Source organism: Streptomyces sp. NPDC111802 (assembly GCF_055634335.1).
On the sequence record NZ_JBVKCZ010000087.1, the window covers coordinates 1 to 13,693 of the forward strand.

Consider the following 13,693-nt stretch of genomic DNA (forward strand, 5'->3'; position numbering starts at 1 on the left):
GCCGACATCCATCGACCAGTTCAACACCGCGGTGGCCAACCTCGCCATCAAGGCCGAGACGCGCAACGTCGGCCAGGAAGCACGGGCGGCGGCCGGGGACGATCTGACCGCCTGACCCCGCGAACCCGTAACCCGACTAAGTCTGCGTCAACGGGAGAGCAGCTCGACCGCAGCACTGAAGGCGAGACGTGCAGCTTCAGTAGTCGCAGGTGGCTTGCCAGTCCGTTGTTCCATTTTGGCGAAGGCCCGGACTGCGGCGTCGAGATATCGTGCAAGGCTCACTTGCTGCGTGGGCGTGTGACAGTCGTCCACCACTGCGGCCATCTCATCGAGCCAGTCCTGTGCATCGGCATCGCCAGCCAATTCCTCCCGGTTCTCCAGGAGACGCTGAGCCACCGCAAGTACGAGTTGATGTCGCGCGCGTGCGCTCTCTGCAACACGGCGCTCAGCCAGAGCTTGAGCTGCGATACGCCGTTCTGCTTCGATGACCGCTTCCGGTGTACGGCGGACGGGCCGGTCGCCCAATGGTCCATCAGTCAGTCTCACTGCTTGCAGACGCTTGGCCTTGTTGTAAGCCGCGCTTGGCGTGTTGACCGCAAGCGCCGTCGCTAGGTCTGCCCACTCGGCCTTCGCTGCCCGGGCGTCATCGATCGCCTTCGCCTGATGAAGATCTGTCTGTTCGCGGAGATACTCCCACAACAAGACGCGCTTGATCGCTGCAGCGCGCTGTGACGCTTCCGCGCCTCGCTTGTCCTTGAGGGCTTTCGCGTGCTTTTCGGCGTAGAGCAATGCTCCGTACAGCTCGATGTCTGCGGGCATCCGCTCGATGTCTGGGTCTTCAGCGTCCTCATGCAGCTGTCGCAGCTCTCCGACCAACGCTGCGGCATCGAGCGGGCCGACCCGGGCTGGGGCTTTGAGCAGGGGTTTCGTAGAGGCTGATGCCTTCCGGGAGCGAGGTGCCATGAACCAAGTGTGCCCTGCCGAATCTCTGATTCACAGAATGTGAATCAGAGATTCGGCAGGGGCTCGATTGCAAGGCATCGTTGCCTTTCGCCAGTTCAGAGGCTTCAGCTCGCTCTCCTGAGTCCCTGATCTGGGGAGTGGTGTCACCCGCTTCAGAGGCATCGACAGACCACTGAGGGGGATCTCCGGTCCAGCGCTGAAGGAAGTTTTGGTTGGGCAGATGTCGATGATGCTCAGGACGCTGTTCAAAGCGCTGTTACCACCAGTGTTGAGGCGATGGCGAACGGGGCGGCGTGATCGGCACGTCGCCAGCGCCCGCACCTGCGGCGCCAGTTGCCGGGCAGCGGATCGCTCCCCCTAGCTCGGCGAGGCCGAAACCGACTCATGTGACGGCTCTGTCATCGTCGATGTCACCCGGTCAATGCCGCACACCTGTACTCCCCTGCGCTGCACGGCACTGCTCACGCGGATCGACTCGCATCTCGTGTGTGCTCCGGGGCATGCCGCCAGCACCCGGCCGTCCTCAGGACGCTGGAACCAGTTCGGCTGGTCGGCCTTCTTCTCTCTCCGCGTTCGCCGCGTCGGCCGAACCAGTCTCACACGCCCACCACATACGGCTACTCCCCCGGTGGCAGCTCTTATTACGACGTAATAGCCGACCTCAACAACTGCCCACGCAAGACGCTCGGCTGGGAAGCCCAAGCCGAGCGTCTGCATCGGATCCCCACCACCACACGTCAATGCTCACGTGCTGCGACGGCCCCTAGAATCCCCACCATGACGGGGGAAGTCGTTGTTCAAGCCTGTAGGCGGTCAACGCTGCTGTTGCTCTGCGTCATCGAGGCGCCTCTTCTGATGCTCGTTCAGGATCGCCAGCATCCTGTCGAACTCGGTGACACTCATCTTGCGGATCAGGTGATGAGCCACGAAGGTGCCGTTGTCATATGGGAGGGTCGGTGCCGTACGAGAGGCAGGGGCGGCAGGACTCGTGTCGCTGCTCTCCTTAGTGGTACGCGGCTCCGGCACCACATCTGTCGGCGGGGCAGGTGCCTTCTCTACCGAGGGTTCAGCTTCAGCCTGTTCCTGTGCCGGACGCTCTATTACGTCGTAATGGCCATCGGCCTGTACCGGAGGTTCCTCTCGCGCAAGTTCTGAGTGCTGTTGCTTGTTGAGCTTGCGCTCCTGCTTCTCCACCTCCTTCCGCGCACGTTGCGTCTTCAGCTCCTCCAGGGCAGTCTCCTGCTGATCAGCAGGCTTGTTACCGACAGCACGCAGCAGGTCGATGGGTTCCTGACCGATGCGTTCCTGCAGCGCGGGCGTGAGGTTGAGCAGGGCAAGACGTTGAGAGACCCAGCCCTGAGAGCGATGAAGCCGCTTGGCCAGCGCTGTCTGGCTGCCATGAATGACGAGGAGACGCTGCAGAGCGCGTGCCTCGTCGAGCTCCTCCAGGTCCTGGCGATGGATATTGGCAACCAGAGCTGACTCGAGGAGTTCCTCTGAGGTCGTGCCCTGGTCGTCGCTGACCATCACCTTTACGGTTGCGAGGCTGGCTTCGCGCGCTGCGGCGAGGCGACTACTGCCGTCGATGACGACGTATGAGGTGTCCGGCTCAAGGTCGTTCGCACGTTCCGGGTTGGCTTTCACGTAGGCGTCGCGGTTCATGACCGTGATCGCCTGCTTCTGTCCGTGCGTCTTGAGGCTGCCTGCCAGGTCAGCCAGGTCGCCGAGGCTGGAGCGTGGATTGTCAGGGTTGAGGCTGATGCGGTGAGGGGGAAGCTCGGTCGGGGGCGCGACGCCTTCAGTGGGAACTCCCGTGGCGAGGGCCACAGCCTGACGGCGGGCGCTGATGCTCCGGGGCTGGCCGCCAAAGCGTCCGACGCCGAGCTGATCGGCTTTACTCATCGAATCTCCCGGGCCAGTGCGCGCATGCCGATTGCCTGCTGGGACTTTGGCGCGTAGGACAGCAGGGGCTGCTTCACGCGGACGGCTTCCTTTTGTTCCTTCAGGTCCCCGATGAGCCCGACAACGCGCGGATCCTTTATGTCGACCCATCCCTGGAGAGAGGACGTGGCGATGTAGCCACGACGGGAGTCATAGAGATTGACCACAATGCCCAAGTAGTCGATGTCGACTGCGAGGTCTGCTCGAAGGTCGTCGATCTGCGTGGTGAGCAACTCATACGCGTCGGCGGAGCTGTCTTCGGCTTGAACGACGATTAGAGCGCCGGACTGGCCAGGCCTCTCACCCTCACGTCGCCGCCCGTAGTAGGCGGCGGCATCCATGCTGAGTCCAAGACTGGGTGGACAGTCGACAAGGATGACGTCGTACTCCGCTTCGAGCGGGGCAAGAGCTCGTTCGAGGGCAGCTTCCCTGGCACGGACGGCCGACAGGCGCACATCAAGCAGAAACGCATCGTTGCAGGCAGGCAGGAGATGGAGTCGACCTCCGAAGGCTTCGTCGTCAATGGAGACGATGAGATCGCGGAGATCGCCCTTGGGGTCGCCCGCCATGTGATTGGTGAGGCTATCGCCAGTGATGGGCAGGGGAGTGGCGCCTAGTTGGTTGGTGAGGTGGCACTGCGGGTCAAAGTCGACGAGCAGTACCCGCAGCCCGAGTCCCGGCAGCTTCTCGATTTCGAGTGAGTTCTCGGCCTCGCCGCCTGCAGCAAGGAGTTGCTTGGCGATACGGACCGGATAGAGGCTGCCGGAGTCTTCAGCCATGGCCTCGCCGGTGCCGGCGGTGATGGCGGTCTTTCCCACCCCGCCCTTCTGGTTACAGACGATGATGCGCCGGGTGAAGGCTGGCCGTTCGATCTCCGGGGCGGGGTTGGCATCGAGCCATAGCTGGACGGACTGGGCCAACCCCTGAATGAGGGACACACGCCGGTCCGTAGCGATGCCCCGGAACTCGTCCCATTGGCCCGGGGGAAGGAAGGTAGAAAACGAATCAGCGCCAGCTGTGTCGACCGGCGCAGGCGTTGATGCAAGCTGGCACCAGTCGCGGATGCCCTGTTCGACGGCGGTCTGGATCTCGACGCCGCGTTGGGCAGCTCTGATCTTGAGGAGCTGCCGGAGTCGTCCCGGCAGCTTGGAGACGACCTTCTCGCGGTCGCTGGAGGTGACAAGAGAACTCATGCGGACACCTTACTAACGTTGAAGATCCTCTGCACCGCCCGCCCCGTTAGTAACGCTACTTACTGAGGGGTGGCAGCCAAGTAGCTGCTATTACGGCGTAATAAGTCTTCTGACGGCGCCTCAACTGTGCGGGACTATTACGCCGTAATGACCCAGCACTCTTAGCCGTACGCCGAGACCGCAGCGTACCGTCCGAAACGACTTGGAAACGGTATTTGCCTTATTTGTCAACGCGATGACGGAGAGTGCCGCCCGGAGTTGACGCAGTATCAGTGGGGCACGGTGCCCGACGGGAGGCGTTGTCGGAACTGTCCCGCTTCTGGGGCGAGTTCACTCCTGTATCGATGCTCGTTCGGACGCGCCGGGCAAACTGGCTGATGCAGTGACGGGCACCGGTGAGGTCGCTGGCCGAGGAGTCGCTGGTTGGCGAACACCGTCGCGGTCATGGCGGTCTCTATGCCGCTGTTCCCCGTGGACGGGTCGATACCGATCGGCTGCGCCGGGCTTGGCCGCAGTGCCGCTCCCGCAGGCAATCGGCCCCGACTGGTTCTGGCCGTAGACATCACCTGCTGGTGGCGACCCGACGCCCACACCTCACCGCAGCGGCAGGTGGTGACCCAGAGATCTCGTCATCGTGGCCCCGGCTACGGCTCACCCCCGCCTGGCCTTCCTGCCGGGGGGCCCGCGCAGGCGTCGGCCAGGATGCTCTCAGATGGCGTCCTGCGCAAGGCTGCCCCGCCGCTGCCGAACGCGTGGGGCTGTCATACCTGCGACGCTTCGACATCGAGCACACCTTCCGGCTGTTCAAGCAGACCCTCGGTTTTAGAACCTGCCGGAAGATCCGCGCCCCAGAGGCGGCGGACCGCCGGATCTGGCTGATCCTCGCCGGCTACACCCAGCCTCGGCCCGTCCGCTCGACCGCTCGCCGCCCACCGAACCGGCGTCGCCCCTGGGAGAGGACAAGCTCCCCAAGGAGACTCATCCCTGTCCTCGTCCGCCGGGACTTCCGACACATCCGCCGCAGGCCAACTAATAAGCCGGGCACCGGAAACACCAACCTCGGAGCAGACGACTACCGGACCCAAACGACTACGCTGCACGGGTTAAAGATCAAGCCAGGCCATGTCGCAGCCGAGGCAACCATCCATGCAACAGGCTGAATCGACAGTACGAAGTACGCGTCCCAGACAGGTCCTGATCGCACGTGCGTAACCACGGCCGTCCCCAGAGGCGGCTCCCGACGCTTTCGTAAGTGAAAGTCCAGCGCGCTCTCTTCTGTGAGTTGAACCCCCTCACCTCTGGAGAGGGCCTCAGCCGATGAACGCGTTGAACTCCCCCTCCTGACCCAGGGTCTTCGTGGGACGCCAGCTGCTCGACGAGATGACCCCGATCCGCGGGCCGGAGAAATCCGCAGCCGATGTTTCACACAGCTACCGGTAGTGCTGGCAGCACTGGGCCGGAACTGTGTGGCCGCCACCGGAGATGGTGGAGCGGGCATGGCGGGGCTCACCACGGCTTCCTGCACGCGCCTGCGCTCCGGACTGCATCTGCTGCGGCAGGGTCTTACCGACAACGGTACCTGCGGCCTCCGCGCCCCAGGTACTCCTAGAAAAGGCTGACCTGGCTAGTTGGCCATCAGCAACAGCAGAGCGCCACACATGGCTACTTGGCTGACAGAGCCTGATCGGATCCAGACGCCACGAACTCTCACTCGTCAGTGAGGCCGGACGTCTTTTCACTGCTCAGCAGGCGTTTTCCAGTGAAGACAACGGCAGGGCGCGGGTTCGGGCATACGTCACGCATTCATGCGGGGGAGTGGCGACCGCGAAGTCGGCCTCGGCCGTTGCCTCCTACATGACCAGGCCCGTCCAGTGCCTATGACCGTTTGACAGGGCTGAGGGGCTCCAATGTCACGGCGCCCCCCGTATTGGGGCGGTCAGCGCCCGACAGTCCCGCCCGGACCGGCCCCCGTATAAGGGGGAGCTATTGATTCAACTGGCCAAACGAACCGGGGCGCTGGCATCTTCCAGGCATCGCAAAAACCTGCGCAGGGCGACACGGTCGTAGGCGATGTCGGCGTGCAGGCGCTGAGGCTTGTAGTAGCGGCCGGGGTGGTGTCGAGTGTGGTGTCGAGGACGACGCGGGTGACGCCGATGAGGCCGGCGACTTCGAGCCGGTGCAGGAACGCTTCGTGCAGGCGGCTCAGACGCCAGCTCTCGGCCCGATCAGGGAACGGCGATGCACGCTCGACTTCGATATGCCGAAACGCGGCGGTAGTTGGCGCCAGACACAGCCGCTGACCGGCACACTGTCTTCGGCGGGCGGATCAACGGCTGCACGTTCTCCCACAGCCGTCCGGAACAATCCAACTCCACATACCCCGCCTCATACCGAGGTCAACAACACCTCACCGCATAGGACACGGTCTAAGTTCCGCTGAAATCGTGTAGCAGCAGGTTACCCCGCTTGATCCATTCGGAGAGACCCCATCGTCGGGGGTGTTGCAGGGCAGCCCCGACGGCCGTCCCCTGCAAGAGCAGGTCTCCTATGCCAAGACCCTGCCAAGGGCCGTGAGTGACTGAGGGACTCAGTCTGGTGTCGCTTAGCAAACCTGAGTCCCTGTAGTGCCGCCCTGCTTAAAAACCGCCTGACCAGGCACGGAGCTGATTTTTCGAAGGGAACGGACCCTTGTGTAGGGACTGTAGGGACTCAAGTTCCTAATTATGACGTAGCTACGTGAGGTTGATGTACGCGCGGGCACGCATGTCTCGGATCACAGTGAGTAGCACATAATTAGAGCTTTGAGTCCCTACAGTCCCTGGCAGTACGGCGATAATGGCTCTGACCTGCAAAGATGGACAGGGACCGAAGCTCTCTGACCACGTTCATGAGTACCTGCTCTTGGACCCTGACCCCTGCCCGGCGCGGGAGCAGGCGGTGTCCGCGCCCGCCCAGTGCAGGAGTCTTTCCTTCTTCTTGAGTCCCTCGGTCTCCCACAGCCTCCAGGGGACTGACCTCTATGCCGAGCGCGAGAAGGAGGGCCGCTCCTGCCGTACGTTTCCGAGGCTGAGTCACTTCAGTCGCTCAGATATCGGTGCATAGAGCTCTTATTGGGCGAATCTCCCCCCCTGTGCAGGGTCCGAAGGGACCCAAGGGACCGAGGGAACTGATAGAACGGACACGCGGCGGCGCCGGGAACACACTTCTGTGCAGGGTGGTTCTAGACTCTTCCCGAAACACAGTCCCTTCAGTCCCTGAGGGGACATCATGCGGGCCCTGCAGCCTCGTGTCTCTCCACCAGGAGCAGCTGCCAGGGCCCCAACACCGAGACCAGACAAGGACGACCGCGTGCCTCGCCCCGGTGAGATTCGTATGCCTGCTGCCTCAGCAAGGCTGACGACGTCGCACGCCGTGGCTCGCTGGTGCGCAGCACAGGGCTGGCCTGTTCATCCCTTGGCCCCAGGCCGGAAGACGCCGGTGGCCAACTGCTCAGAGTGCAGGGACCGGCGTCATAACCCCAGAACGTGCCCGTGTATCCCAGCGGGACGCCCCTGCCACGGCTTCCACGCCGCCACCACCAACCAGCAACACATCGATGCCTGGTGGTCCGATAGTCCAACGTCAGGTGTGGGCCTTGCCTGCGGTCCGGCCAACTTGGTCGTCATTGATGTCGACGCGCACGCGGCTCAGGTCCCTGCCCGCAGCCGGCTGCTGCCAGGGATCCCTATCCATGACGAGGTGAATCTCGACGGCCTCGCCTCAGGTTTTGACACTCTTGCACTCCTGGCGGCATTCCGGCGACAGCCGAATCCGGTAGAGGACGACACCACTCTGCGTGTGCGCACGCCCTCAGGGGGCCTGCACATCTGGTACCGCAACCCTGATACAGGCATCCGTTTCCGTTGCTCAACCGGTTCCAGCCGCAAGGTCGCTTTGGCCTGGCAGGTCGACGTTCGTGCGGATGGGGGCTACATCGTGGCGCCCACCACCTCCACAAGCCGCGGCACATACACCGCGGAGGGTCCAAGGCGTGTGCCGGCTCCTCTGCCGGACTGGTTGCGGGACGAACTCATCCGTACCGGGCACGTCATTACGCCTTCGCTGACAAAGCCGAGTGTGCCCACGGAGCCTGTCTCCAGGCGCCGTGGGAAAACCTCGGCTGCCCATCGTGTCCTGGACCCGTTGATCGCTTTGGTCGCGCAGTGTGCGTCCGCGCCTGAAGGAGCTGGTTTCACCGAGAAACTCAACCGGGCCGCCTACACCGCAGGAGGTTTGGTAGCAGCCGGTCATCTTGAAGAGGCCGCTGTGCGCGCCCTCTTGCTGGAGTCCGCCCACCAGGCCCGTCCCTGGCAGACAGGCCGTAATGAAAAGATTGTCGCCGACGGTCTTGCCGCAGGGGCCGCCCACCCGTTCCACCTAAAAGGACATTCATGAGCAGCGCCGAGAGCACACCGCGTTTCGACGCCCATGCCGCCGCTCAACAGATGTTCGACCTCGAGACTGTTGAGCCGCCGTCTCCCTTGCCGCTGCCTGCTCAGTCCTCGCCGCTCATGCCGGCGACCTTCTCTGGTCGGCAGCCCCCAGCCGGGCCACTGCCTCCTTCTCTCACCGACCGCGGCAATGCCAAGTTGTTCGTCCAGCTGTACCGCGACCGATTCCGCCATGTCGAAGGCCTCGGGTGGTTTGCCTGGGACGGCTACCGTTGGAAGCGTTCCGGGGGTGAGAAGGCTGCGCTATGGGCAGCGGGGGAGATGGCCGAGGACATGGGCGACAGCGACCCTCGAGGGTTGTACAGCGACCGGGAATTGCTGCAGCACAAGAAGCGCACCTTGTCCACGACTGGAATGAAGGCGCTCCTCACTCAGGCCAAGGCTTCACCCGACCTTTCCGTAGACCCCGACGTTCTCGACGGCGATCCGTATGCCCTATGCACTCCAGCGGGCGTCGTCGACCTCCACACCGGTCAGCTGCGCAAACCTGACCCCATCCGGGACTTTCACTCCCGTGCGACGAGTGTTGCCCCCCAGAAGATGGAGACGCCTCGTTGGCACCGCTTCCTGGCCGATACGTTCGGCGACGACGCGGAGGGACAGGAGATGATCGACTTTCTGCATCTTCTGCTCGGTTACTCCATCACTGGCGATGTCGGAGCTCAGGTTCTGCCTTTCCTCCATGGCCAGGGCAAGAACGGTAAATCTGTCTTGCTCGACACCATGATCCAGATTCTTGGTGACTATGCAGACGCCGCTCCACCCGGCTTCCTCATGGATCGCGGTGCCTTCTCCGAACACTCCACCGAGCTCACTGAACTGCACGGGCGGCGGCTGATCGTGTGCAGTGAGCTCAAGCCCAACGACAAATTTGATGAAGCACGTGTCCGTCTCCTGACCGGCGGTGACAAGATCAAGGCCCGGCGAATGAGACAGGACTACTTCTCCTTCACTCCCACACATCACCTGTGGCTGCTAGGCAACCACAGGCCGGAGGTTTCCACCGGCGGCTTCGCTTTCTGGCGCCGGATCCGTCTGTTGCCCTTCGAACGTGTTGTTCCGGACGGGCGAAAAATCGACAACCTTGCCTTTGAACTGGTCCGGGACGAAGGGCCGGGCATTCTGCAGTGGCTCTTGGAGGGTGCCCGTCGCTACCTCACTACTCGTGACCCTCTCGAGGGACCAGACCGTGTCCGTATCGCCACCACGGCCTATGCCAATACCGAAGACCACATTGGCCGTTTCCTTGCTGAATGCTGCACACGGGACTCCGAGGCCCACCCCGATCTCCGTGTTGAGCAGGGTCTTCTGTACTCGGCTTACAGCTCCTGGTGCAGCGCAGGTGAGGGTATCCGGCCTGCCAGCCCCCGTGCCTTTGCCACGAGAGTCCGGCAGGAAGTCGGCCTTGCCTCCCCCACTGACATGATCAAGTCCAACGGGCGCAAGTACTACCCAAACATCGCGCTCGTCACGAACGAATGACCCCATACTGCCCAGTAGGCCGGGACACTGCGTCGCGCGCCCTACACCTCCACCCGAGGCACCCTTAGGATGAACAGTAGGCCCCCATTGGTGGCGGCCCCGACACCGTCGTCGAACATGAGCCGGCTCGCGGACTGCGGGATCCCGCACCCGCCCCCATGCCCGGCACAACACGGCCGTCGGCCGACGAAGGAGAGGCTTCAGCCATGAGCTCGCTGTTGAACGAGGGCGATCTCATCCACGAAGTGGACGTGGTTTGGCTGGAGGACACCGACGACCTGGATTACGTCCGTCAAGCTCTTGACAAGACCCCACGTCGTACCAGCAAGCCGCGCTACGCGCGCGATGGACGGATGGTCGGCTACGCCCTCCTCGACGACGGAGCCGAACCCGACCCCGACAGCGGCTTGTACAAACGCCGCGTCTTCTTCCTGCTTCCGCATGATCGAGACAGCTTCCCTGATGGTCTGTACCAGCAGGGAGCCCCAGGAGAAGCTGTGGACCCGCGGACCATCGAGCCGAAGAAGCCGGGGATCAAGACGCCTCGATCGCAGAGTGGACACAAGCCCATAGCATCCGCTGCGACCTGACGGGGGAGGGGTTCCCGTTCCGCTCAGCCGATCCGGCTGGAGCCCAGACGGCTATATCGTCGGTTGGGGCCCACTTATGTGTTCAAGTCGACAACGCGCGCGGCGGCGTTCTGCGCACTTCACGCTCGGCGGTTCCTCGCACTGGTGTCGGCTAGGACCTGGTATCGGCTACCAGCCATCGTGCCATGGGGTGGTCGGATGGGTACCGGTCGCGGGACCTTGTGTTGGGGCTCAGTCACCTGGGCTCGCGAGGTCTGCTTTCTGAAGGTCGCGCGACTGGCCTGACGTCCAATCTGGCGCGGCCGGCGTTGTAAAGGGCTCTGCGCTTGCGGCTGCGCCCGCAGTTCAGCAGCTCGCTTTTGTGAGCGGGAGGAAGCCAACAGTGTTGGGCTTGGCTCTGATCGGGCATGTCCTGTTTGGGTAGCTGTTAGGCGAAGCTGCCCTTAGTGTCTCGGCTTCCTCTGCGCGGGAAAATCAGAGCAGAAGGGCGACGTCTTCTAGTGAGGAATATGGCATCTCATTGACGTTAGCCTGAAACTCATATCTAACATTGGTGTATAACCGACCCTACGCACGAACAGACAGGTCAACTGGTGACGCTCAACACGCATCGCTGGTGGCGCGACGCGGTGATCTACCAGGTGTATGTCCGCAGCTTTCTGGACAGCACCGGCGATGGCGTCGGCGATCTCGCCGGGGTCCGGGCGGGGCTGCCGTATCTGAGGAAGCTCGGAGTGGACGGGATCTGGCTGAGTCCCTTCTATCCCTCGCCGCAGCACGACCACGGCTACGACGTGGCCGACTACTGCGGCGTCGACCCGGTCTTCGGCGATCTCGCCGAGTTCGATCTGCTGGTGGCGGCGGCTCGGCGGCTGGGCATCAAGGTGCTGCTGGACATCGTCCCGAACCACTGCTCCAGCGAGCACCCATGGTTTCAGGAAGCGCTCGCATCTGCACCGGGCAGTCAGGCAAGGGCACGCTTCCATTTCGCTGACGGCCGTGGCCCGGACGGGTCCGAGCCGCCCAACAATTGGCACGCGATGTTCGGCGGCCCGGCCTGGAGCCGGGTGACCGAGGCCGACGGCCGACCTGGCCAGTGGTACCTGCACATGTTCACACCAGAGCAGCCCGACTGGAACTGGCGCAATCCGGAGGTCGGCGCCGAGTTCGACCGCATCCTGCGCTTCTGGCTGGACCGGGGTGTTGACGGTTTCCGTATCGATGTCGCTGCCGGTCTTTTCAAGCACTCGGAGCTGCCCGACTCGGACGACCCTGAAGCGGACAGCCGTACCCGTGACTCGGTGAACCCGCTGGCGTGGAACCAGCCCGAGGTGCACTGGGTGTGGCGCCAGTGGCGTTCAGTGTGTGAGGAGTACACCGCGCGCGACGGCCGCGAGCGCCTCTTGGTTGGTGAGGTGTCCGTCCCGACCGCGCGCGAACACGCCCTGTACGTTCGCGACGATGAGCTGCATCAGGCTTTCTTCTTCGACCTGCTCAGCGCCCCCTGGGATGCGGACGCCTTCCGCAAGGTCATCTCCGAGGCCATGCAGGACATAGCCGACACGGGCTCGACGGTCACCTGGGTCCTCAACAACCATGATCAGGTCCGCACGGTCACCCGCTATGGGGAACCCGCGACCGAGGGCAGCGGACTGGGTGCCGCGCGGGCGCGTGCCGCTGCGCTGCTGATGCTGGCGCTGCCCGGGGCTGCGTACATCTACCAGGGCGAGGAGTTAGGTCTGCCCGAGGTCGTCGATCTGCCCGACGAGGTGCTCACCGATCCGATCTTCCGCCGCACCGGAAGCCGGGCCCGTATCCGCGACGGCTGCCGGGTGCCGCTGCCCTGGTCCGGGCAGGCGTCGCCGTTCGGCTTCACCTCCGGCGCGGAGAGCGCCAAGCCGTGGCTGCCGCAGCCGGAGTACTTCGCCGAGTACGCCACGGACCGCGCCCTCGCCGACACCCGCTCCTTCTGGCACCTGTACCGCGACGGCCTCCAACTGCGCGCTGCGTTACCCCAGTTGGGCGAGGGCGCGCTGCGTTGGCTGGACAGCGCCCCCGGTGTCCTGGCCTTCGTCCGCGGCGACGGCCTTGTCTGCGCCGTCAACTTCGGTACGACCCCCACCCCGGCTCCGGTCTCGGGCACCCCGCTGCTGTCGAGCGGCCCCTGCCCGGCCGGGGTGCTGCCCGGTTCGACCGCGGCCTGGTGGATCACGGACTGCGCGATCCACTGATGTACAGCTCCAGCTGATGCGCGTCATTCCCTCTGCCTTCCCCCTGAACTGAAGGGATCTCCCAGTCGTGATGTCAAGCCGTAGATGTGACAGGGGGTGAAGCTTGGTGGCGCTGTCCGTCACGGATCGTCGCCCACAGGAGGTTGATGCTGTGGAGGGCGAGGGCAAGCAGGGCCTGCTTGTGGGGCTTCCCTTCGCTTCTCTTTCGTTGGTAGTAGGCCTTGGAGGCCGGGCAGGTCGTGGGGGCCGGGCCGGCGAAGCCGGAGAGGCGGTCGGGGGGTGCCGAAGGCGTGAATTCGGCGCCGAGCTTGGGGCCCAAACCAGGCAAACTGCAGATCACCTTGGCCAGCGCCGTCTTCGCAACCCCGGTCCAGATCTTGGGCACGCTTCCTTCGCCAGCTCGTCAATTCGATCTCACATTGGCGGTCGAGTCGTCGCGGGGGGTCCAGGCGGTCAGTCTGTTAAGACAATCCACGGTTCACCGATAACAGCCATACCCAGACCCCATGGTCCCTCCGATCCTACGAATGACCAGATCTGACCAACGCTTTGGAAGGTAGGACATCGATGATGATGCGACGACGTACGACCCTGCTCACCGGCTGCACCGCCCTCGTCCTGGCGCTCGGCGCGACCGCCTGCGGAGATGGTTCCGACTCCGAAGACAGTGGTGAGCAGTTATTAAAGGGCCAGACGGTCACGGTGGCGGGTGTCTGGTCCGGCAGTGAGCAGAAGAACTTCCAGAAGGTGCTGGACGCGTTCACCGAGAAGACCGGTGCCAAGACCCAGTTCACCTCCACCGG

8 protein-coding genes and 2 pseudogenes are annotated in these 13,693 nt (G+C 63.7%); 5 read left to right on the top strand and 5 right to left on the bottom strand.

Annotated features, from left to right (window positions below):
• Window positions 1–147: 147 nt before the first annotated feature.
• The 4 genes and pseudogenes from ACZ7NC_RS42490 to ACZ7NC_RS42505 form a co-directional block, all read right to left on the bottom strand.
• A complete protein-coding gene (locus tag ACZ7NC_RS42490) occupies window positions 148–963 on the bottom strand; it encodes a hypothetical protein (RefSeq protein WP_471497204.1) in 816 nt (271 codons plus the stop codon).
• Between the two features lie 813 nt (window positions 964–1,776).
• Window positions 1,777–2,865: a ParB/RepB/Spo0J family partition protein gene (locus ACZ7NC_RS42495; protein ID WP_471497206.1), complete on the bottom strand. Its 1,089-nt coding sequence runs from the start codon at window positions 2,863–2,865 to the stop codon at window positions 1,777–1,779.
• The gene (locus tag ACZ7NC_RS42500; RefSeq protein ID WP_471497208.1) at window positions 2,862–4,097 is read right to left on the bottom strand and encodes a ParA family protein; all 1,236 of its coding nucleotides are present in this window, start codon (window positions 4,095–4,097) and stop codon (window positions 2,862–2,864) included. The genes ACZ7NC_RS42495 and ACZ7NC_RS42500 overlap by 4 nt, the downstream gene beginning before the upstream one ends.
• Before the next feature lie 2,036 nt (window positions 4,098–6,133).
• Window positions 6,134–6,486: pseudogene (locus tag ACZ7NC_RS42505) on the bottom strand (IS5/IS1182 family transposase); the annotation flags it as partial.
• A gap of 983 nt (window positions 6,487–7,469) precedes the next feature.
• On the opposite strand from ACZ7NC_RS42505, the gene ACZ7NC_RS42510 reads away from it, so the two are divergent.
• The 4 genes from ACZ7NC_RS42510 to ACZ7NC_RS42525 all read left to right on the top strand — a co-directional run bounded on the left by ACZ7NC_RS42510 (window position 7,470) and on the right by ACZ7NC_RS42525 (window position 12,890).
• Window positions 7,470–8,531 carry a bifunctional DNA primase/polymerase gene (locus ACZ7NC_RS42510; protein WP_471497219.1) on the top strand — a complete coding sequence of 354 codons (1,062 nt, stop codon included), beginning with the start codon at window positions 7,470–7,472 and terminating at the stop codon, window positions 8,529–8,531.
• The gene (locus ACZ7NC_RS42515; RefSeq protein ID WP_471497210.1) at window positions 8,528–10,069 is read left to right on the top strand and encodes a DNA primase family protein; all 1,542 of its coding nucleotides are present in this window, start codon (window positions 8,528–8,530) and stop codon (window positions 10,067–10,069) included. Before ACZ7NC_RS42510 ends, ACZ7NC_RS42515 begins: the two co-directional genes overlap by 4 nt.
• Before the next feature lie 206 nt (window positions 10,070–10,275).
• The gene (locus tag ACZ7NC_RS42520; RefSeq protein WP_471497212.1) at window positions 10,276–10,659 is read left to right on the top strand and encodes a DUF6009 family protein; all 384 of its coding nucleotides are present in this window, start codon (window positions 10,276–10,278) and stop codon (window positions 10,657–10,659) included.
• A 593-nt stretch (window positions 10,660–11,252) separates the two neighbouring features.
• Complete coding sequence (locus ACZ7NC_RS42525) at window positions 11,253–12,890, top strand: glycoside hydrolase family 13 protein (RefSeq protein WP_471497214.1); 1,638 nt, start codon at window positions 11,253–11,255, stop codon at window positions 12,888–12,890.
• A gap of 73 nt (window positions 12,891–12,963) precedes the next feature.
• Here ACZ7NC_RS42525 and ACZ7NC_RS42530 read toward each other — a convergent pair whose 3' ends face one another.
• Window positions 12,964–13,275, bottom strand: coding sequence for a hypothetical protein (locus ACZ7NC_RS42530; RefSeq protein ID WP_471497216.1), 312 nt, complete (start codon window positions 13,273–13,275; stop codon window positions 12,964–12,966).
• A 185-nt stretch (window positions 13,276–13,460) separates the two neighbouring features.
• On the opposite strand from ACZ7NC_RS42530, the pseudogene ACZ7NC_RS42535 reads away from it, so the two are divergent.
• Window positions 13,461–13,693: pseudogene (locus tag ACZ7NC_RS42535) on the top strand (carbohydrate ABC transporter substrate-binding protein); the annotation flags it as partial.